The organism is Achromobacter sp. EG18 (assembly GCF_059759395.1).
In genome coordinates, this window is record NZ_CM186213.1 from 2704072 (window position 1) to 2724132 (window position 20061).

At 67.4% G+C, this 20061-nt stretch carries 19 protein-coding genes and 1 tRNA gene; 12 read left to right on the forward strand and 8 right to left on the reverse strand.

The features are described from left to right. Window positions 1-8: 8 nt before the first annotated feature. Both AC6CR5_RS12165 and AC6CR5_RS12170 read right to left on the reverse strand, forming a co-directional pair. Window positions 9-1283 carry an EAL domain-containing response regulator gene (locus AC6CR5_RS12165; protein ID WP_498085672.1) on the reverse strand — a complete coding sequence of 425 codons (1275 nt, stop codon included), beginning with the start codon at window positions 1281-1283 and terminating at the stop codon, window positions 9-11. Next, a complete protein-coding gene (locus tag AC6CR5_RS12170; RefSeq protein ID WP_498085673.1) occupies window positions 1280-4057 on the reverse strand; it encodes an ATP-binding protein in 2778 nt (925 codons plus the stop codon). The genes AC6CR5_RS12165 and AC6CR5_RS12170 overlap by 4 nt, the downstream gene beginning before the upstream one ends. A 553-nt stretch (window positions 4058-4610) precedes the next feature. On the opposite strand from AC6CR5_RS12170, the gene AC6CR5_RS12175 reads away from it, so the two are divergent. The 12 genes from AC6CR5_RS12175 (at window position 4611) to AC6CR5_RS12230 (ending at window position 13794) form a co-directional block, all read left to right on the forward strand. Continuing rightward, window positions 4611-5018 (forward strand): hypothetical protein, encoded by a 408-nt coding sequence (locus tag AC6CR5_RS12175; RefSeq protein ID WP_026385065.1) that lies wholly within the window; start codon window positions 4611-4613, stop codon window positions 5016-5018. Window positions 5019-5101: 83 nt separating this feature from the next. Further along, window positions 5102-5431 carry a hypothetical protein gene (locus AC6CR5_RS12180; protein WP_223308634.1) on the forward strand — a complete coding sequence of 110 codons (330 nt, stop codon included), beginning with the start codon at window positions 5102-5104 and terminating at the stop codon, window positions 5429-5431. Between the two features lie 286 nt (window positions 5432-5717). Further along, complete coding sequence (locus AC6CR5_RS12185; RefSeq protein WP_395500688.1) at window positions 5718-6443, forward strand: c-type cytochrome; 726 nt, start codon at window positions 5718-5720, stop codon at window positions 6441-6443. Further along, entirely contained in the window at window positions 6440-7477 is a 1038-nt protein-coding gene (locus AC6CR5_RS12190; protein ID WP_241059836.1) for a c-type cytochrome, read from the forward strand. The genes AC6CR5_RS12185 and AC6CR5_RS12190 overlap by 4 nt, the downstream gene beginning before the upstream one ends. A gap of 53 nt (window positions 7478-7530) precedes the next feature. After that, a complete protein-coding gene (locus tag AC6CR5_RS12195) occupies window positions 7531-8505 on the forward strand; it encodes a P-type ATPase actuator domain-containing protein (RefSeq protein WP_437257443.1) in 975 nt (324 codons plus the stop codon). After that, complete coding sequence (gene ccoS / locus AC6CR5_RS12200) at window positions 8502-8663, forward strand: cbb3-type cytochrome oxidase assembly protein CcoS (protein ID WP_026382396.1); 162 nt, start codon at window positions 8502-8504, stop codon at window positions 8661-8663. Before AC6CR5_RS12195 ends, ccoS begins: the two co-directional genes overlap by 4 nt. 76 nt (window positions 8664-8739) lie before the next feature. Beyond that, window positions 8740-10206: a cytochrome-c oxidase, cbb3-type subunit I gene (gene ccoN, locus AC6CR5_RS12205; RefSeq protein WP_498085674.1), complete on the forward strand. Its 1467-nt coding sequence runs from the start codon at window positions 8740-8742 to the stop codon at window positions 10204-10206. A 10-nt stretch (window positions 10207-10216) separates the two neighbouring features. Then, window positions 10217-10906 carry a cytochrome-c oxidase, cbb3-type subunit II gene (gene ccoO, locus AC6CR5_RS12210; RefSeq protein WP_437257442.1) on the forward strand — a complete coding sequence of 230 codons (690 nt, stop codon included), beginning with the start codon at window positions 10217-10219 and terminating at the stop codon, window positions 10904-10906. Further along, window positions 10906-11082, forward strand: a complete 177-nt coding sequence (locus AC6CR5_RS12215) for a cbb3-type cytochrome oxidase subunit 3 (protein WP_081397412.1) — start codon at window positions 10906-10908, stop codon at window positions 11080-11082. The genes ccoO and AC6CR5_RS12215 overlap by 1 nt, the downstream gene beginning before the upstream one ends. Beyond that, complete coding sequence (gene ccoP / locus AC6CR5_RS12220) at window positions 11079-12038, forward strand: cytochrome-c oxidase, cbb3-type subunit III (RefSeq protein ID WP_498085675.1); 960 nt, start codon at window positions 11079-11081, stop codon at window positions 12036-12038. Before AC6CR5_RS12215 ends, ccoP begins: the two co-directional genes overlap by 4 nt. Before the next feature lie 10 nt (window positions 12039-12048). Then, complete coding sequence (gene ccoG, locus AC6CR5_RS12225) at window positions 12049-13539, forward strand: cytochrome c oxidase accessory protein CcoG (protein WP_498085676.1); 1491 nt, start codon at window positions 12049-12051, stop codon at window positions 13537-13539. Between the two features lie 21 nt (window positions 13540-13560). Continuing rightward, entirely contained in the window at window positions 13561-13794 is a 234-nt protein-coding gene (locus tag AC6CR5_RS12230) for a hypothetical protein (RefSeq protein ID WP_498085677.1), read from the forward strand. A gap of 146 nt (window positions 13795-13940) precedes the next feature. Here the strand turns inward: AC6CR5_RS12230 and AC6CR5_RS12235 are convergent. From AC6CR5_RS12235 to cysS, 6 genes are all read right to left on the reverse strand, one after another. Then, window positions 13941-14033: transfer RNA gene (locus AC6CR5_RS12235), tRNA-Ser, on the reverse strand. A gap of 88 nt (window positions 14034-14121) precedes the next feature. After that, window positions 14122-15387, reverse strand: coding sequence for an aspartate kinase (locus AC6CR5_RS12240; protein WP_006387677.1), 1266 nt, complete (start codon window positions 15385-15387; stop codon window positions 14122-14124). Window positions 15388-15601: 214 nt separating this feature from the next. Further along, complete coding sequence (gene tilS / locus AC6CR5_RS12245; protein ID WP_437257626.1) at window positions 15602-16600, reverse strand: tRNA lysidine(34) synthetase TilS; 999 nt, start codon at window positions 16598-16600, stop codon at window positions 15602-15604. A 145-nt stretch (window positions 16601-16745) separates the two neighbouring features. Then, window positions 16746-17711: an acetyl-CoA carboxylase carboxyltransferase subunit alpha gene (locus AC6CR5_RS12250; protein WP_024069860.1), complete on the reverse strand. Its 966-nt coding sequence runs from the start codon at window positions 17709-17711 to the stop codon at window positions 16746-16748. 36 nt (window positions 17712-17747) lie between these two features. Then, complete coding sequence (locus AC6CR5_RS12255) at window positions 17748-18392, reverse strand: DNA-3-methyladenine glycosylase family protein (RefSeq protein WP_006386554.1); 645 nt, start codon at window positions 18390-18392, stop codon at window positions 17748-17750. A 20-nt stretch (window positions 18393-18412) separates the two neighbouring features. Then, window positions 18413-19867, reverse strand: coding sequence for a cysteine--tRNA ligase (gene cysS, locus AC6CR5_RS12260; protein ID WP_006386553.1), 1455 nt, complete (start codon window positions 19865-19867; stop codon window positions 18413-18415). Window positions 19868-20061: the final 194 nt, after the last annotated feature.

Below are 20061 nucleotides of genomic sequence, written 5' to 3' on the forward strand. Positions count from 1 at the left end.
CGGTGATTTCAGTGCCCACGGGCGCCGTGGCGGCGGCGCGCCGCCGGTTGGCCATGGACGGCGCCCGCCAGTTCGGCGGGCGTGGGCTCGTTGTCCAGCAATTCGTTGAACGCCGCCAGGTCGACGGCTGCCGAGATCAGGAAGCCCTGCACGCAATCGCAGCCGATCTGGCGCAGGAATTGCAGGTCTTCCATGGTCTCGACCCCCTCGGCGGTGACCTGCAACCCCAACTGCCGCCCGAGCTGCACCGATGACACCAGCGCGGCCGCCCGGACCTCGTCCTTGGTGGCCCCATGGACGAAAGCGCGGTCGATCTTCAGTTCGGTAAACGGCGTGGAGATGAGGCTGTACATCGAACTATAGCCCTTGCCAAAATCATCCTGCGACAAGCCGAATCCCTTCAGCCGCAAGCGGCTGGCGCCCATGTAGTAATTGCCGGGCGCCACCGTCATGTCGTCTTCCAGGAGTTCGAATGTTACGTCTTCGGCCGGAATGCCGCCATGGGTGACAAGGTGGTGCAGTTCGTCGGGCAGTTGCGGGCGATCCAGCAGGCTGACCGGCAGGTTGATCGACACCGGGACGCGGAAGCCGCGCCGGCGCCAGATGCGATAGGCGGCCAGGCTGTCTTCCAGCATGCGCGTCAGCAGCTCGTAGTCCAGCCCGTACTCGCGCAGCGTGCGCAGGAACGAGCCCGGCAGCATCAGGCCCAGCCCGCGATGCCGCCAGCGCACCAGCGCCTCGGCGCCGACGATGGTGCCGGAGGACAGGGATTTCTTGGGCTGGAACCAGGCCTGGATGCTGCCATCGCGCAAGGCGGATTCGACGCTGGCCCGGTCCAACAGGCCTTCGGTGTCGCCGCGATGGGCCTGCGGCTCCTGGGCATCGTCGGGCGCGCGACGCCGCAGGCGGTCCGCCAGGCTGGCGATCCGCTCGCCGGTGACGGGTTTGACGAAGGTGCCGAGCATAGAGAAGCCGTTTTCCTTGGCCATCAGCCCGACGCTGTTGGCCATGCGCCGCGAACAAGCGGTGACGACGGCAAGGATGGGCCGCAGGTTCAGGCGCGCGAGTTCATGGATGAACTGCACGCCGTCCATGCCGGGCATGCTGATGTCCATGAGCACCAGGTGGTAGCCTTCGGCGCTGATGCGGTCGAGCGCGGCGCCGGCGCTTTCGACGGTATCCACATGCCCGAAGCCGGCCTGTTGCAGCATGTCCTTGAGATGCAGGCATTGCAACGCGTGGTCGTCCAGGACAAGCACTTTGTAATCGGAGAGCTGTTTCACTTCATATCCTTTGCGATGCCGTGCAGGGTCTGGGCCAGGACCATGAAAGGCAGGGGCTTGCACAACACCTGGGTCATGCCCGCGGCCACCCCGCGCTGCGCGATCTCGGCGGCCGAACTGGAAGTCAGGCCGATGAGGGGGCCGTCGTAGCCGCCCTCGCGCAGCGCCCGCGCCAGTTCGTAGCCGTTGACCACGGGCATGTTCAGGTCGGTCAGGACCAGGTCGAACCGTTCGCCGCGCCAGCGTTGCAGGGCCTCTTCGCCATTGCCGGCCAGCGTCACGGCGCATCCGAGATGCTCGAGTTGCTCGCGCAGGATCAATTGGTTGATGACGTTGTCCTCGACGACCAGGATGCGCAGGTCGAGCGGCCCCTGTTTGGCGCCGTCGGCCCCCAGCGCGCCGGGTTCGACGCCGTCCTGCGCCATCTGTACGGCGCGGCAGATGCTGACCGGGTTGAATGCGCTGGCCACGCCGGCGCCGCCGGTGGCGGCCATGAAGGCGCCCTGGCTGGCGCCGGGCGCCAGCACCCGCACCCGCTGGTGTTTCCAGCGCGGTTCGGGCACCGCCGGCGGCCAGGTCTGCACCAGCACCGCGCCATCGGGTTCGACGCCGTCCGCCTGCCTGCGATAGGGCAAGGCGTTGGCGCCGCAGGCGGCCAGCCAGCCGCGCACGTTGTCGACCACTTCCGGCACCGCGCCGTCCACGTATACCGGCCGTGGCTGCAGGGTGAGAGGCGGCGCCGCCGCCTGGTCGTCGGTGTCCAGGGTCAGCGAGAACAGGATGCTGGTCCCCAGGCCTTCCTCGCTGACGACCGACAGCGAGCCGCCCATCAGGTCGGACAGGCGCCGACAGATCGTCAGCCCCAGGCCGGTGCCGGCGACATCGCAATCCTGCGCCGCGGGCGCGCGGAAATAAGGCTCGAACAGCCGCGCGCGGTGGGTTTCACAAATGCCGGGGCCGGTATCGGCCACCTGGAAGCGCAGATGCGTGCGTCCCGGCCCCTCGGCGCTGGCGCTGGCGCGCAGCACGACCCGTCCGGCTTCGGTGAACTTGACGGCGTTGCTGACCAGGTTGTTGAGGATCTGCAGGATGCGGATCGAGTCGCCCAGCGCCGAGGCCGGCATGCCGACCTCGGTGATGGCGTAGACGTCCAGGCCCTTGGCACGGCCGCGCGCCGCGTAATTGGCCACCACCTGCTCGACCAGGTCCGCCGGCGAGAAGGAGCTGATTTCGAGCTCTTCGTGGCCGGCCTCGATGCGCGACAGGTCGAGCGTGCCGTTGATGGTGCGCAGCAGGGTCGACGAAGACTGCTGGATGGTGTTCAGGTACTGTTCTTGCTGTCCGGTCAGGCCGGTCAGGGCCAGCAGTTCCAGCGTGCCCAGGATGCCGTACAGCGGCGTGCGGATTTCGTGGCTCATGGTGGCAAAGAACATGGCCTTGGATTCGCTGGCGCGATCGGTGGCCAGCTTGGCCTGGCGCAAGGCATGCTCGACCTTCTTATGCGCGGTGATGTCGCTGATGCCGCACAGCACGACGTCCTCGGATTGATAGGTGGTGGCGGCGAACGCCACGTAGGCACTGCGGCCGTCCTTGAGGGTGTATTCGCCGCCGCCGGTTTCGATGCCGGCCCCCAGCAGGGCCTGGCGCCAGTGGTCCTGTTCGCCGAGCCATTGCCGCGCCGCCGCGTTCGACAGCAGCAGTTCGCCGTCCTTGCGCCGCAGCAGGCACAACCCCACCGGCGCCACGTCGACGATCTTGCGGTTCAGCGCCACGCTGTCGACCAGGGCCTCGTACTGCCGCAGCGCGGGTTTCACCAACCGGTTGCGGATGTGGCGCACCGCCAGCAGCACGATGACGATCAGCAACACCGCCACCGCGCCGGCGGTCCAGAACGCCACGGCGCCGTCTTCGAGCAGGTCGCCGATGGGCACGTAGTACGCCAGCCGCCAGCCCGCCTCGCCGACCGACTTGACCAGCACCAGCGTCTGCGGCCACCAGCTGTCGCCGCGCAGTCGGAACGAATCGCTCGACAGATAGGCGGGCGTTTCCTCGACCCGCGGAGGCAGCGTGCCGCCATGCAGCGCCATGGCGCCGTTGCCGTCGTACAGGGCATAGCCGGCGCCGCCGCTCGCGCATTCGGTTTCGCCGACGACCGCGCCCAGGCCGCCGACCTCGAGCCCGATCCAGGTGCGTTCATCGCCGGTGACGTCGGCCGGGGTGTAGAGGAACAGGCGGTTGGCCTCGTCCATGGGCGGACGCAGCCAGACGATCGGATTGCGGCCGTCGGGTCCCGGTTGCGCGCTGCGCAGCCGCAGCGCCTGCGCCAGCCAGCGCGCGGTGGCGTCCGACATGGGCGTGGCGCTGGCGTCGGACCGCAGCGCCAGGCGCGTGACCGTGGCATTGGCGGGCGAGGCATAGACGACGTGGGCGCGCAATTGCGCCACGTTGGCGCGGTCGCGCGGGGTCAGGATCAGCGCCCATTCATAGGTGCCACCGGCATCGACCAGCGGCGCCACGCTGATCTGGCCGGTGGCGCCGAAGGTCCGGGGAGTATCGGCGACCGACATGCGGTCGGTGTTGCGCACCGCCGAGGCGGCCACCGAACGCAACAGCGACTCGCGCTGGTCGAAATACAGCTGCGCGTTGTAGGCGCCGGCGTTCATGCGGCGGCGGTATTTGGAGACTTCGCCGGTGAACGCGCCATAGGCGTACAGCGCCGTTCCCACCAGGATGCAAGCCGCGAGCGCCACGGCAAACATGTGCAGAAGAAGCATAGGCAGGCCTGGGGCCGCCGCCGTCAATGCTTCCCGGGAACGGGGATTCAAGATCATGCGTCGATCATAGATTTCCGCTTTGGCGGCCAAGCCAAGAATATTCTCAAAGCGTGAGAGCGGGCCTGCCCCCCGGCAAGCGCCGCCCCCGCCTTGTTTCGGCCCGGGAAAAAGCCCGCCGCGCCACCTCCCTCGGCCACGTCGCAATCGCCTCCCCCCCCTGGCGATCCGCCCGGGTCCGGGCCGCAGCCATGTCGCCGCGGTTTTTCGCCCGTTCGATGTAACAAAATCAAATAAATCAATTCAGAACATCCCGACGCCAACCGGCATCGCCAGACCGGCCCGCCCCCCCTTCGCCCGCGCCTCGCCCTATGACGGCCCCCCGCTTTTGCCGAACCTTCCCCGATGGCAACCCCGGAAAATTGGGTGGGCCAGCCCGGCGCCCCGGGCGCCGGATGTGGAATGCGCGCCACACCCCCTCTCGCCATGGGCGCGACGCGCTGGCATCATGCGGCGCGTAGGGCACCTGTCGAGCATCTGAACAAGGAAAACAAACGTGCGATTCAGTTTTTTCAAGGCCCTGCTGGCCTGCCTGTGCGGCGCCGTGCTGAGCGCCTGCACCACCTGGGACGTGGCGATGATGCGCCACAAGGGCAAGCCCGTGAATGACATCGTGGCCGATTGGGGCGTACCCGACCGCGTCTATGCCAGCGAAGACCTGCCGATCGGGCAGCTGGTCTACATGTGGCAGACCTCCGGCGAAGTCTCGTGGGACGAGGCCGTCGGCACCTTCTACGTGCCTCCGCCCGGCGGCGTCAGCTACGGTTTCGGCAACAACACGGGCACCATCTACCAGCGGCGCACGGGCATCGCCAGCTGCTACACCATGCTTCATGTCGACGAGAAGGGCATCGTCGTCGGCGGCGAACTCGTCAATAACGGCACGACCTGCAAGATGTGGTGACGGCGGCGCCACGCGGATCGCCCATGCGCCCCGCCGGCCGGCCTCCCCTCGGACAACACGCAAGAGACCTCCTGATGATGAACATGAAAGCCCCCCGCGCCCTCGCCTCCCTGCTCGCCCTGGCCCTGCTGGCCGGGCCGGCCCTTGCCGCCGAAAAGAAACCCACCGCGGGCGACATTTCGCGCGCCATCGCCTATGCCGATGTGATGCGCGCCTTCGCCTACAGCAAGCAGGCCACCGAGTTCAAGGAACGCTTCGACAAGATCGGCCCCGGCCCGGACGGACTGGAAGCCATGACCAACGCGGCCAACCTCATGACACTGGCCAACCAGGCCATGCGCGCGGCCTGCGCGCGCGAACCGCACTACGTGGAAAAGGGCATCGAGGCCTTCCGCTGCAGCAAGATCAAGTAGGCGGCCCGACCCGGCAGGGTCGAGGCCACGCAACAGGCCTCGAACCAGGGCTGCCGCGGATCATTGCAGGCAAGCGAGGCCGACGACCGGCAGGCCCGCCATAGAACCCCGCAGGACTCACGTTCCGCGGGGTTTTTTGCGCCTGGACAGGACGGACGGCATCGTCGCGATGCGACGGGCGCGTGCGCGAACGCGATCTTTGTGTCCTACCTTTCATGCATAGCGGTTCTATGTCGTCGACTTTGGAAATATAGTCGAGCCAAAATCTTCGGCAGCGTTCCTCCTCATGTCCTCCCGCCTTCTGCCCGGCGCCCGATGGGCGAGCGTGGCGATCTTCTTCGCCAGTGTGTTTTCCGTATTGCCCGGCACGGTTCAGGGCGCGCCTGACGGACTGCTCATCAGCACCCAGGGCGCCAACGGCGCGCCCGCCTGTATGCTCTGCCACGGCGCCCAAGGAGAAGGCAACCCGGTCTCCGGCTTTCCGCGATTGGCAGGCGCTGGCGCGGCCTATCTGCAGGAACAGCTTGAGGCCATCGCCAACGGCTCGCGCGTCAGTCCCGTCATGACAGCCATCGCCAAGACGCTGGAACCGGCGCAACGCGAGGCCGTGGCTCGGTTCTACGCCGCGCTGCCCTCCCCCCTGGACACCGACCGCCTGGCCGCCACCGCGCAGCAGTCTCCCAAACCCGCCGACGTGGGCGCCTGGCTCGCCATTCGTGGCGCCTGGGACAGGAACATACCCGCCTGCAACCAGTGCCACGGCCCCGGCGGTATCGGAGTGGGCGATCATTTCCCAAGCCTGGCGGGCCAGCCCGCCGCCTACCTCTCGGAACAGTTGCGCCTGTGGCGTGAAAACCAACGTCCGCCCGGCCCGCTGGGTTTGATGGCGGCGGTTGCCACGCGCCTGACAGACGCTGAAATCACCGCGGTGTCCGCCTACTACGCCGGCCTGCCCAGGGCCGCCGACCCGCTCGCCACGCAAGCCGGCACCGCCGCGAAGGCCAAGCCATGATCCCGCCCTCCTCCCGCCTGCGCCCGCTGCAGGTTGCCGTCCTTGCGCTGCTGGCCATCAGCGCGATCGTCCTGGCCACCGCGATTCGCAACGGGCGCCCGACGTTTCCCACGACGGCCCTTCCTCGCCCGCCAGCCGATGCGCCCGCTGATCGAGCGTCAACCCTTGGCCCTGCGGCCGCCACACCGCGGCCCGATACCCGCCCCGCTTTCACCCCGCCATCCGCCGCCTCGCTGCCGGACACGGCATTCGGCAAGACCGTGCGCCAGGGCGAGCAGATCTTCCTTCATACGCCGCAGAACGCTCCCCAGTTCGCCGGCAACAACCTGAATTGCTCCAGTTGCCACCTGGACGCCGGCCGCCGCCCCGACGCCGCGCCCATGTGGGCAGCCTACGTGATGTATCCGGCATATCGCGCCAAGAACGGCCACGTCAATACGCTCGCCGAACGATTGCAGGGTTGTTTCCGTTTCAGCATGAACGGCAAGCCACCCGCGGCCGACGATCCGGTCCTGGTCGCCCTGCAGACCTACATGTTCTGGCTCGCCGACAAGGCGCCCACTGGCGTGCCGCTCAAGGGCCACGGCTATCCGAAGCTGGCGGCGCCGCCGCAGAAGGCCGACTACCTGCGGGGCAGCCAGGTCTACGCCCGGAACTGCGCCGTCTGCCATGGCGACGAAGGCCAGGGTCAGAAGAATGGCGAACACTGGGTCTTCCCGGCCTTGTGGGGCCCCGATTCCTTCAACTGGGGCGCCGGCATGCACCAGATCAAGAACGCCGCCGGCTTCATCAAGTCCAACATGCCATTGGGCCGTGGCGGCCTGCTGAGCGACCAGGAAGCCTGGGACGTGGCCTACTTCATGAACGCGCATGAACGCCCGCAAGATCCGCGCTACACCGAATCCGTGGCCAAGACCCGCGCCAAATACCACGACTCCGAGGATTCGCTGTACGGCCTCGAAATCAATGGCCACCTGCTTGGCAGCGAGGCGCCGCCGTCCGGAGGCAGGCTGGCGCAGGGCACCGGGCGCTGAGGCCGGATGTCATCGGCCATTGACGATGGAGTCCCAGCCGGCACCGCCACCACATGCGACACCGATCCATTTTCGCGCAGCCCCCGAGCCTGTCCGACGCCGACCGGCGACTGCGCCGGCACGCGTTGCTGCGCCTGTCGCTGGCCTGGCTGGCAATGATGCAGGTGATGATGCTTGCGTGGCCCGGCTATCTGCGCCATGACGGCATCCCCAGGGACGCCCTGGAAACGCTGGACTGGGCCATCGTGCTGATGAACTGGGCCAGCCTGGCCCTGACCTTGCCGGTGGTGCTGTATTCGGCCTGGCCGATCTGGCGCCACGCCGGCGCCAACCTGCGCCAGGGCCGCGCCGGCATGGACGTGCCGGTGGCGCTGGGTATCGTCGCCGCCTTCGTCCCCAGCGTGCATGCCACCTATACGGGCCGCGGCGAGGTGTACTTCGATTCGGTCACCATGTTCGTCGCCTTCCTGCTGACTGCGCGCTACCTGGAACTTTGCGCCCGGCAGTCGTTCGGCGGCCCGACGGGCAGCCAACGGCATGCCCGGGTCGAGGCGCAGCGCCTGCTGCTGGGCGCCAGCGCGGACCGGCTGGCCTCGCGCTTCGTCATGGCGCAGGTGGCGCTGGCGCTGGCCGCGGCGGCCGCCTGGGCCTATATCGATCCGACCCGTAGCCTTCCCGTCATGGTGGCGCTGCTGGTGATGAGTTGTCCCTGCGCCATGTCGATGGCGGTGCCCACCGCCATGGCGTCGGCCCATTCGGCGCTGGCGGCCCATCCGTCGATGTCCGAAGCGGCGCTGGACACGCTGCTGGCCCAGGCGCAGCGCAAGGCGCGCCAGAGCCTGCACGCTGCGCTGGCCTGGCATCTGCTGGTGACGCCGCTGGCGTTGGCTGGCTGGGTCACGCCCTGGCTGGCGGCGATCGCCATGCTGGTGTCGTCGTTGGCGGTGGCATGCAACGCGTGGCGGTGGGCCCGCCGCGATTGGTCCGCTGATCTGGCATGCGCCGAAGCGCCGGGGTCCGCCCCATGATCATTCTCTACCTGCTGCTGCCGCTGTCCCTGCTGTTCGTGCTGGTCATCGGCGTGTCGTTGTGGTGGGCGGTATTCAGCGGCCAGTACGACGACACCGACAACGCCGGCGCGGCCATCCTGCGCGACGACGACAGCGGACCGACGGTTCGCGGATGATTCGGATCGAATCCCATATTCATATCGACCCTCATCATTGAAACTTGAGGCTGTTGTTTTGAAAAAGGGGGTGGTAATGGACCATTACACCGCCATCGCGAGCAAGTCCGACACCTTCAACTACCGTATCGTGCGGCAGTTCGCATTGGTCATCGTGTTCTGGGGCATCGTCGGCATGACCGTGGGCGTTTTTCTCGCCGCGCAGCTGATCTGGCCTCAGTTGAATTTCGACACCGCCTGGCTCAGCTACGGCCGCCTGCGCCCGCTGCACACCAACGCCGTGATCTTCGCCTTCGGCGGCAGCGCGCTGTTCGCGACCTCGTACTACGTGGTCCAGCGCACCTGTCAGGCCCGCCTTTTCTGTGACTGGCTGGCCGCCTTCACGTTCTGGGGCTGGCAGGTCGTCATCGTCGGTGCTGTCATCACCTTGCCGCTGGGCTACACCAGCAGCAAGGAATACGCCGAACTCGAATGGCCCATCGACATCCTGATCACGCTGGTCTGGGTGGCCTACGCCATCGTGTTCTTCGGCACCATCGTCAAGCGCCGCGCCAAGCACATCTACGTGGCGAACTGGTTCTTCGGCTCGTACATCCTGACCATCGCCATCCTGCACATCTTCAACAACATCGAGATGCCGGTGACGCTGTGGAAGTCGTACTCCGCCTATGCCGGCGTGCAGGATGCCATGGTGCAGTGGTGGTACGGCCACAACGCGGTGGGCTTCTTCCTGACCACCAGCTTCCTGGGCATGATGTACTACTTCGTGCCCAAGCAGGCCGGCCGTCCCATCTATTCGTATCGCCTGTCGATCGTCCACTTCTGGGCGCTGGCCTTCACCTACATGTGGGCGGGCCCGCACCACCTGCTGTACACCTCGCTGCCCGACTGGACCCAGTCGCTGGGCATGACGTTCTCGCTGATCCTGCTGGCGCCGTCGTGGGGTGGCATGATCAACGGCATCATGACGCTGCAGGGCGCCTGGTACAAGCTGCGCACCGACCCGATCCTGAAGTTCATGGTGACGGCGCTGTCGTTCTACGGCATGGCCACGTTCGAAGGCTCGATGATGGCGATCCGCACCGTGAACGCGCTGTCGCACTACACCGACTGGACCATCGGCCACGTGCACTCGGGCGCGCTGGGCTGGGTCGCGATGATCTCGTTCGGCTCGCTCTACTACCTGATCCCGCGCCTGTATGGCCGCGAAAAGATGTACAGCGTCAAGGCCATCGAACTGCACTTCTGGGTCGCCACCATCGGCGTGGTGCTGTACATCGCCGCGATGTGGATCGCCGGGGTGCAGCAGGGCCTGATGTGGCGCGACACGGCGGCCGACGGCACGCTGGTGTACAGCTTCGTCGAAGAGCTCAAGACGCGGGTGCCGTATTACCTGATCCGGCTGCTGGGCGGCACGCTCTACTTGTCGGGTATCTGGATCATGGCCTGGAACGTATGGAAGACGGTGAGCGGCGCGAAGGCGGTCAACCCCGCCATTCCGCCAGACACCGCCCACGCCGTCGGCGCGCCGGCCATCGCTTGACGAGGACATCATGGCCGACAAGCAACAAGGTTTTTTCTCCCACCAGACGCTCGAAAAGAACATCGGCTGGATGATCATCGCCAGCATCCTGGTGGTGTCGTTCGCCGGCCTGGTGCAGATCGTGCCGCTGTTTTTCCAGCACAGCACCACGCAGCCGGTGGCGGGGGTCGAACCCTACAGCCCGCTGCGCCTGATGGGGCGCGACGTCTACATCCGCGAAGGCTGTGTCGGCTGCCACTCGCAGCAGATTCGTGTATTGGCGGCCGAAGTGCAACGTTACGGCCCCTATTCGCTGGCCGCGGAGTCCATGTACGACCATCCCTTCCTGTGGGGTTCCAAGCGCACCGGCCCGGACCTGGCGCGCGTGGGCGAACGCTACTCCGACGAGTGGCATCGCATCCACCTTCGCAACCCGCGCCTGGTGGTGCCCGAGTCCAACATGCCGGCCTATCCGTGGCTGGAAAAGACGGTGATCACCGGCCAGAACGTCGAGCAGCGCATGCGCGCGCTGCGCGCCCTGGGCGTGCCGTACACCGACGAAGAGATCGCCGCCGCGCCCAAGGCCATCGAAGGCAAGACCGAAGAGGACGCGCTGGTGGCCTACCTGCAAGGGCTGGGCGTGGGCGTGCGCAAGGCGCAGCAGGCCAGGAAGGCCGAAGAAGCCCGAAAGGCGGCGCAGCCCGCTGCCTCGGGAGGTTGATCATGGCCTACGTAAGCGCAATCGTCACCGCGATCTCGATGGCAACCTTCGTCGGCATCGTCTGGTGGGCCTGCTCGCGCGGACGCCAGGGCGCCAACAACGAATCGGCGATGCTGCCGTTCGCGCTGCCCGATGAATTCGGGCCGGCACAACAAGACGGAGCGGATCAGCCATGAGCGATTTCGTCAGCGGCTTCTGGGGCTACTTCATCTCCATCGTCGCGGTCGGCGGCGTGGTGTTCTGCGTGACGCTGCTGTACTCGCAACGCCGCTGGCTCGGCGCCAAGCCGGCCGGCGGCCAGGCGGAGGACACCGGCCATGTCTGGGATGACGACCTGACCGAACTGAACAACCCGGTGCCTGGCTGGTGGACCTGGATGTTCCTGTTGGCGTGCGCGGTCGCGCTGGGCTACCTGTTCTTGATGCCCGGCCTGGGAACATACCAAGGCCTGCTGGGCTACAGCAGCGCCGACGAAGTGGCGCGGCAGCAGGCCAGGATGGCCGAGGCCGTGCGCCCGATCTACGCGCGCTTCGAGACCATGACCGTGCCGCAGATCGCCGCGGACGCGGGCGCCCGGGAGATCGGCCAGCGTCTGTTCCTGAACACTTGCGCGCAATGCCACGGTTCCGACGCCGAGGGCGGCCCCAGCTTTCCCAATCTGGCCGACAAGGACTGGCTGTATGGCGGCTCGCCCGACACCATCATGCAGACCATCACTTATGGCCGCGTCGGCGTGATGCCTGCCTGGAAAGCCGCCATCGCCCCCAAGGCCGCCGGCGACATCGCGCAATACGTGCGGTCGCTGTCGGGGCTGGACGCGGATCCGGAGCGGGTGTTGCGCGGCCAGCGCGGCTATCAGACCTACTGCATCGCCTGTCACGGTGTCGATGGCAAGGGCAACCAGGTCCTGGGCGCGCCGAATCTGACCGACGAAGTCTGGCTTTACGGCAGTTCGGAAGCGTCCATCGTCAAGACCATCCTGGATGGGCGCGAAAATCACATGCCGGCGCACGGCGACATCCTGACGCCGGTGCAGATCAAGCTCCTGACGGCCTGGGTCTGGGGCCTGTCGAACAAGCCCGAGGCGCAGGCGAAGGCGCAGCCGGCCGCGCCCGCCGGCCCGGCCGATTAGGCATTGCCCCATGGATGATGGGTCAACCGCAAGCGTCAGCAGCTCGCCTGGCGGCGATCCGCCACCCTGGCGGCCGCACGTGCGGCCGCCCCGGCCCGGGCAGGAGACGCTGGAGCAGACCCTGGCCGGCGTGCGCAGCAAGATCTATCCACGCTCGGTCAGCGGCATCTTCGCGCGCTGGCGCATTGCCTTCGTCTTTCTCACGCAGCTGATCTTCTACGGCCTGCCCTGGCTGCAATGGAACGGCCGCCAGGCCGTGCTGTTCGACCTGGGCGCGCGCAAGTTCTACCTGTTCGGCCTGGTGCTGTGGCCCCAGGACGTGGTGTACCTGGCGGTGCTGCTGGTGATTTCGGCGCTGGCGCTGTTCCTGTTCACCGCCGTGGCCGGACGGTTGTTCTGCGGCTACGCCTGTCCGCAGACGGTCTACACCGAGATCTTCATGTGGATCGAGCGCAAGGTCGAAGGCGACCGCATCGCCCGCATCCGGCTCGATGAATCGCCCTGGACCTGGCGCAAGGCGCGCCTGAAGGTCACCAAGCACTTCCTGTGGATCGCGCTGGCCTGGTGGACCGGCTCGACCTTCATCGGCTACTTCGCGCCGATCCGCGAACTGGGCCACGAGCTGTTCACGCTGCAGCTTGGGCCGTGGCAGTGGTTCTGGATGGTGTTCTACGGCTTCGCCACCTGGGGCAATGCCGGCTTCATGCGCGAGTCGGTGTGCAAGTACATGTGCCCGTACGCGCGCTTCCAGAGCGTGATGGTCGATCCCGACACCTTCGTGGTGACCTACGACAAGCGCCGCGGCGACCCGCGCGGCGGCCGTTCGCGCAAGGTCGACCACAAGGCCGCGGGGCTGGGCGACTGCGTCGATTGCAGCCTGTGCGTGCAGGTGTGCCCGACCGGCATCGACATCCGCGACGGGCTGCAATACATGTGCATCGGCTGCGGCGCCTGTATCGACGCCTGCGAGCAGGTGATGGACAAGATGCAGTACCCGTCCGGGCTGATCCGCTACACCTCGGAGCGGGCGATGCTGGAAGGGCTGTCGACCCGGAGCGCGCGCTCGCACCTGCTGCGCCCGCGCGTGCTGATCTACGGCACGCTGATCCTGGGGCTGGCGGTGGCGTTCGTGGCGTCGCTGGCGCTGCGCAACCCGCTGCGGGTTGACGTGATCCGCGATCGCGGCGCGCTGGGTCGAGAGGTGGCCGGCGGCATGATCGAGAACGTGTATCGGCTGCAGATCATCAACACCTCGGATTCGCCGCTGCGCTTACGGCTGTCGGCCGAGGGCATGCCCGGACTGGCGGTGCGCGCCGGGCAGGGCGAGTCGGACGTGGTGCAGGTCGAGGCGGCGGCCAACAAGCTGGTGCCGATGGTGATCCGCGCGCCGGCCGGCGCCGAGCCGGGCGCGCACCCGATCACGCTGCGGGCCCGCGCCCGCGATCAGGAAAACCGGTCGATCGAGACCGATGAACCCGCAAGTTTCTACGTGCCCGAGTGAATCTGGAAAAGGATGCCGACGATGAATACCGCCCCTGTTGCCGTGCCACCGATGGCCAAGCCCTGGTACCGCGAACCCTGGCCGTGGTTCCTGATGGCCGGGCCGTTCCTGGCGGTGGTCGGTTGCGCCATCACGATCTACCTGGCCTTTACGTACTTCGGCGACCAGCCGATCCAGGAAGGCGTGGTCACGCGCGGGCTGGTGATCGAGCAGGTCGATGCGGCCTCCTCGCCGCCGGCGTCGGACAGTCTGTAGTTCTTCGGGCCGGGTCAAACGCGCGCCGCCGTATGTATCCGCAGAGGTATCCGCAAGCTGCCCAAGCACAGGAATGCCCAAGAAAAAACCCGCAGAACTTGCGTTCTGCGGGTTTCTTACCAGCCTGGCAGGCCAAGCTGGAAATCTGGCGGAGATGGTGGGATTCGAACCCACGATGCAGTTTTTAGCCACATACTCCCTTAGCAGGGGAGCCCCTTCAGCCTCTCGGGCACATCTCCGAAGAGAACGAGATTCTAGCACGACTTTTTACACCGTTGCCTGCAACAGGGCCGCGGGCGGGAAAAAAACGTGTCGCGTCCGTTCCGTTCAGAGCTTGGTGGCGGGCGCCTGGTCCAGGCCGAAGGCCTTGTGCAGGGCGCGCACACCCAGTTCCATGTACTTGTCGTCGATGATCACCGAGGTCTTGATTTCGCTGGTGCTGATCATCTGGATGTTGATGCCCTCTTGCGACAGCGTCTGGAACATCAGGCTGGCGACGCCGACGTGCGAGCGCATGCCGATGCCGACGATCGAGACCTTGGCGACCTTCTCGTCGGTCGACAGTTCACGCGCGCCCACGGCGGGGATGACTTCGCGCTTGAGCAGGTCGACGGCGCGCGCGAACTCGTTGCGGTTCACGGTGAACGAGAAATCGGTGGTGCCGGCCACGGACTGGTTCTGCACGATCATGTCGACGTCGATGTTGGCGGCGGCGACCGGGCCCAGGATCGAGAAGGCGATGCCGGGTTTGTCGGGAACACCCAGCAGGGTGATTTTGGCTTCGTCGCGGCTGAAGGCGATGCCGGAGACAACGGCGGCTTCCATTTTTTCGTCTTCCTCAAAAGTAATCAGCGTGCCCGAACACATTTCTTCGTCGAGCGGGATGAGCGGGTCGGTCAGCGAGGACAGCACCCGCGTCGGCACACGGTATTTGCCGGCGAATTCGACCGAGCGGATCTGCAGGACCTTGGAGCCCAGCGAGGCCATTTCCAGCATTTCCTCGAAGGAAACGACGGCCATGCGGCGCGCTTCGGGCACCACCCGCGGATCGGTCGTGTAGACGCCATCCACATCGGTGTAGATCAGGCATTCGTCGGCCTTGAGCGCCGCCGCCACGGCCACGGCCGAGGTGTCGGAGCCGCCGCGGCCCAGGGTGGTGATGTGGCCGTCCGGGTCCACGCCCTGGAAGCCGGTGACGATGACCACGCGGCCGGCGTCGAGGTCGGCGCGGATGCGGGCGTCGTCGATCGAGGTGATGCGGGCCTTGGTGAACGACGAATCGGTGCGCACCGGCACCTGCCAGCCCGCGTAGCTGCGGGCGGCGACGCCTTCGGCCTGCAGCGCGATGGCCAACAGGCCGCTGCTGGCCTGCTCGCCGGTGGCGGCGATCATGTCGAGCTCGCGCGCGTCGGGCTGCGGCGTGATTTCGCGCGCCAGGCCCAGCAGGCGATTGGTTTCGCCTGCCATGGCCGACGGCACCACGACAACCTGGTGGCCGGCAGCGTGCCACTTCGCGACGCGACGCGCCACGTTCCGGATGCGCTCGACCGAGCCCATCGAAGTACCGCCATATTTATGAACGATCAGGGACATCTCGTACTCTGGCTGGGGACCCGCCGCAAGAGTGGTGACGGGCAAAACCGCATATTCTATCCCGACGGTAAAAATTTGCGCAGGCCATGGAATTTTCTTTCCATGGAACGGTCGTTTTTTCCGGAAAACTGTCGTTTTGGCCAGGATTCGACTGCGTCAGCCGCAGATTTCCGTGCGCGGCGCCTGCCGGCGCCGGGCGCCCCCACCTTTTGCGCTAGCGTGACGCCGGCGTTTGCGGATCCGGGCGCGGCTCGATCCACACCCGCCCGCGATGGCAGCGCACCACGTGGCCGGCCTGTTCAACCCGCAACTGGCGATCGTGCCCCAGGCTGTGCAGGCCGCGCAGCTGGCGCAGCAGGTCGTTCAGGCGCGCCTCGGTCGGCATGCGGGCGCCCTGCCGCCCCATCCAGTGGCGCAGCACGTGCGCCTGGCGCGCCGGCGACAACCGCCGCCACGCCGCCAGCGAAAAGCTGGCGCCATCGGCATCCGGCTCCAGCGCGGCGAAGTCGGCGCGCGCCACCTCGTCCAGGATCTCGTTGGCTTCGGCCATGTGGCGCGCATGGCGGGCGACGATGGCGCGCCAGCCGGGCCAGCGCGCATCCAGCACCGGCGCCAGCAGTTCGCGCAGCGCGGCGCGGGTGTAGCGGGGATCGGCGTTGGTCGGGTCCTGCACCGACTGCCAGCCGGTGGCGTCGGCGAATGCCTGCGCGGCCCGCAGGATCGTCGCCCGATCCTGATCCAGCCACGGCCGCAGATAGGACAATCCATCGCGCGATTTGAACGGCGCCATGGCCGCCATGCCGGCCAGCCCGGTGCCGCGCAGCAGGCGCAGCAGCACGGTCTCGGCCTGGTCGTTGCGATGGTGCGCCAGCAGGACCACGCCGATGCCCTCCTCGTGCGCCAGCCGCGCCAGCGCGGCGTAGCGGGCGTCGCGGGCGGCGGCCTCGATGCCCTTGCCGCCGGCCGCGTCGACCTCGACCCTGGCCTGCCGCAGCGGCACCGCCAGCAGGCCCGCCAAGTCCTCGACCCGGTCGCGCCAGCCGTCGGCGGCCGCCTGCAGGCCGTGATGCACATGCAGCAGCACCACGCCGCCCCCCTGCTCCCGCGCCACCGCAGCCGCGTGCAGCGCCAGCATGGCCGAGTCGGCGCCGCCGCTGACGGCCACGGCGAAACGCCCGGGCGGTCGCGGCAGGGCATGCAGGGCGCGGCGCAGGGCCGCGGCCAGGTCAGGCGAGACGGGATGGGGAAAGGCGTTCCCCGCGACGGTCGAAGCGGACGCGGGGAACGGGGAAGTCATGGCGGCGGGCGCGGGCCGGAAGCGGCCGCGGCGCCGGCCAAGGCCGGCGCGCGCGCTTCGCTCAGGCGCGCACTTCCTGGAAGGCGCCGTAGGACAGCAGGCGTTGCACGCGCTGTTCCACGAGCTGCTCGGGCGTCATGCCCTGCAGCTGGCGCAGGGCGTCGCCGAGCGCGCGGCGCAGCAGGCGCGCCATGACGCGCGGATCGCGGTGCGCGCCGCCCACGGGTTCGTTGATGACGCGGTCGACCAGGCCCAGGTCCTTCAGGCGCGGGGCGATGATGGCCAGCGCCTCGGCGGCCTCGGGCGCCTTGTCGGCGCTGCGCCACAGGATCGAGGCGCAGCCTTCGGGCGAGATCACCGCGTAGGTGGCGTACTGCAGCATCAGCACGGCGTTGCCCACGGCGATCGCCAGCGCGCCGCCCGAGCCGCCTTCACCGATGATGGTGACGATCACCGGCACCTTCAGTTCGGCCATGGCGTACAGGTTGTGGCCGATGGCTTCGGACTGGCCGCGTTCCTCGGCGCCGATGCCGGGATAGGCGCCCGGGGTGTCGACGAAGGTGAACACGGGGATGCCGAACTTCTCGGCCAGGCGCATCAGGCGCAGGGCCTTGCGGTAGCCTTCCGGACGCGGCATGCCGAAGTTGCGCGCGGCGCGTTCCTTGGTGTCGCGGCCCTTCTGGTGGCCGATCACCATGCAGGGCGTGCCGTTGAAGCGCGCCAGGCCGCCCACGATGGACTGGTCGTCGGCGTACATGCGGTCGCCGTGCAGTTCGTGGAAGTCGGTGAAGATCTCGCGCACGTAGTCCAGCGTGTAGGGACGCTGGGGGTGGCGGGCGACCAGCGCCGTCTGCCAGGGCGTGAGCTTGGCGTAGATCTCCTTGGCCAGCGACTGGCTCTTCTGCTGCAGACGTCCGATCTCGTCGGAGATGTCGACCGCCGAATCGGCCTGCACATAGCGCAGCTGCTCGATCTTGTTCTCAAGCTCGGCGAGCGGCTGTTCAAATTCCAGAAATGTATTGCGCATGTAGTGTGGTTCCGTAGATGGGCGACCTGGATTGCGTCAGTATTGGACCGGCGTCGGTTCCAGACTGCGCCACAGATACCAGGTTGCCACGGTACGCCAGGGTTGCCACGCCAACGAGACTTCGCGAGCCTCGAAGCGCGAGACAGGCTCGCCGCTGAAATAGTGTAGCGAGATTGCCTTGAGCAACCCAGGATCATCCAGCGGCAGAACATCGGGCCGCTGCAGATTGAAAATCAAAAACATCTCCGCCGTCCAGCGTCCGATGCCGCGGATGGCGGTCAATTCCGAAATGACGGCCTCGTCGTCCATGGCCGCCCATTTCTCGGGGTGCACCCGGCGTTCGCCGAAATGCACCGCCAGATCCAGCACGTATTCGGCCTTGCGCTGCGACAGGCCGGCCGCGCGCAGGCCTTCCAGTCCGACGCGCAGCACCGCCACCGGCGTGGGACGCTTGCCGGCGGCTTCCAGGAACTTGTCCCAGACGGCGTCGGCCGCCTTGGCCGAGACCTGCTGGCCGATGATGGCGCGGGCCAGCGTCACGAACGGCGTGCCGCGCGACGTCAGCCAGACCTCGGGGTGCTGGGGAATGATCTTTTTCAGGATGCGGTCGCGCCGCATCAGGTGGGCGACGGCGGCTTCCCAATAATCCGGCTTGGGAATCTCGGTATCTACGGGGGACATGGCGGGCGTATCCAGGGGGTTCACGCCCGACGCCATTGCGTCAGGCCGCCCGGTTTGTCGTCGAGCTCGATGCCGGCCTCGCGCAACTCGGCGCGGATGCGGTCGGCCTGGGCGAAGTCGCGCGCCGCCTTGGCGGCCGCGCGGGCGTCGATCAGGGCCTGGATGGCGGCGGCGTCGAGTTCGGCGCGCGCGCCCTGCTCCATGCCGGCGGCCGAGTAGCGCGTGGACGACTGGAAGTACGCCGCCGGATCCTGCTGCAGCAGGCCCAGCAGGCCGCCCAGGGCCTTGAGCTGGCCGGCGCTGCGCGCGCTCTTGCCGCGATTGGCCTCGGAGGCCAGTTCGAACAGGGCCGCCACGGCGCCCGAGCTGTTGAAATCGTCGTCCATGGCGGCCTTGAAGGCCTGCGCCTGGGGTTCGTTCCAATCGATGCCCTGGTCGTCGGCCGGCACGTTCTGCAGCGCCTGGTACAGGCGGTCGAGCGCGTTCTGGGCGTCGACCAGGTTGTCCGGCGTGTAGTTCTGCGGGCTGCGGTAGTGGTTGCGCACGATGAAGAAACGCACCATTTCCGCTTCACGCGGGTTGACGCGGTAGTCGGCCGTGTCGGCGGCCGGCTCGCCCTGGGCGATGGTCTGGCGGATGGTGCGGAAGTTGCCGAGCGACTTGGACATCTTGTCCGAATCGACCATCAGCGGGCCGCAGTGCATCCAGATGTTGGCCAGCGTGCCGCCGAAGGCGCCTTCGGTCTGGGCGATCTCGTTCTCGTGGTGCGGGAATTTCAGGTCGGGGCCGCCGCCGTGGATGTCCAGCGGCAGGCCGAGCAGCGACTTGCTCATGGCCGAGCACTCGATGTGCCAGCCCGGGCGTCCCAGGCCATAGGGCGATTCCCACTTGGTGTCGGCGGGTTCTTCTTCCTTGGCCGACTTCCACAGCACGAAGTCGAGCGGGTCGCGCTTGGCCGAGCCCACCGCCACGCGCTCGCCGGCGCGCAGGTCGTCGAGGGTCTTGCCGGACAGCTTGCCGTAGCCCTCGAAGCCGCGCACGGCGTAGTTCACGTCGCCATCGTCGGCCTGGTAGGCCAGGCCCTTCTGTTCGAGCTTGCCGATGATGTCCAGCATCTCGCCCACGTACTGGGTGGCGCGCGGCTCGCGGTCGGGCGAGGCCACGCCCAGCGCGCGCTCGTCGGCGTGCATGGCGGCAATGTAGAACTCGGTGACCTCGCCGATGCGGCGGCCGGTCTCGACCGCGCGGCGGATGATCTTGTCGTCGATGTCGGTGATGTTGCGCACGTAATCGACCGCCAGGCCGCTGGCGCGCAGCCAGCGCTGCACCACGTCGAACGACACCAGCATGCGGGCGTGGCCCAGGTGGCAGAAGTCGTACACGGTCATGCCACACACGTACATGCGCACCTGGCCGGCCTGGGCCGGTTTGAACGGTTCTTTGGTACGCGATAACGTGTTGTAGATTTGCAGCATGGCGCTTGTGATGGTCCTGTTCTTTCCGTGGCGGCCGCGGAAAACGTTGCGCCCGAAGGACGATACCTTCGAGGCTTGCCGTCCGGCCGGGGGGTTCGGGCTATGCCCGGATTCGCGTCATCCAGTTCGCGAGGATCCAGGAACCCCTCCCCGGCGGGTTTGCCAAACGGGGCATCCACCCACGGGCACCCGCT

Coding starts and splice junctions, on each gene's coding strand:
- ccoP (WP_498085675.1), top strand. CDS start 11,079: ATGAGCGATTTCGTCAGCGGCTTCTGGGGCTACTTCATCTCCATCGTC.
- AC6CR5_RS12255 (WP_006386554.1), bottom strand. CDS start 18,392: ATGTCCCCCGTAGATACCGAGATTCCCAAGCCGGATTATTGGGAAGCC.
- AC6CR5_RS12230 (WP_498085677.1), top strand. CDS start 13,561: ATGAATACCGCCCCTGTTGCCGTGCCACCGATGGCCAAGCCCTGGTAC.
- ccoN (WP_498085674.1), top strand. CDS start 8,740: ATGGACCATTACACCGCCATCGCGAGCAAGTCCGACACCTTCAACTAC.
- AC6CR5_RS12185 (WP_395500688.1), top strand. CDS start 5,718: ATGTCCTCCCGCCTTCTGCCCGGCGCCCGATGGGCGAGCGTGGCGATC.
- AC6CR5_RS12180 (WP_223308634.1), top strand. CDS start 5,102: ATGAAAGCCCCCCGCGCCCTCGCCTCCCTGCTCGCCCTGGCCCTGCTG.
- ccoO (WP_437257442.1), top strand. CDS start 10,217: ATGGCCGACAAGCAACAAGGTTTTTTCTCCCACCAGACGCTCGAAAAG.
- ccoS (WP_026382396.1), top strand. CDS start 8,502: ATGATCATTCTCTACCTGCTGCTGCCGCTGTCCCTGCTGTTCGTGCTG.
- ccoG (WP_498085676.1), top strand. CDS start 12,049: ATGGATGATGGGTCAACCGCAAGCGTCAGCAGCTCGCCTGGCGGCGAT.
- AC6CR5_RS12250 (WP_024069860.1), bottom strand. CDS start 17,711: ATGCGCAATACATTTCTGGAATTTGAACAGCCGCTCGCCGAGCTTGAG.
- AC6CR5_RS12190 (WP_241059836.1), top strand. CDS start 6,440: ATGATCCCGCCCTCCTCCCGCCTGCGCCCGCTGCAGGTTGCCGTCCTT.
- cysS (WP_006386553.1), bottom strand. CDS start 19,867: ATGCTGCAAATCTACAACACGTTATCGCGTACCAAAGAACCGTTCAAA.
- AC6CR5_RS12195 (WP_437257443.1), top strand. CDS start 7,531: ATGCGACACCGATCCATTTTCGCGCAGCCCCCGAGCCTGTCCGACGCC.
- AC6CR5_RS12170 (WP_498085673.1), bottom strand. CDS start 4,057: ATGCTTCTTCTGCACATGTTTGCCGTGGCGCTCGCGGCTTGCATCCTG.
- AC6CR5_RS12240 (WP_006387677.1), bottom strand. CDS start 15,387: ATGTCCCTGATCGTTCATAAATATGGCGGTACTTCGATGGGCTCGGTC.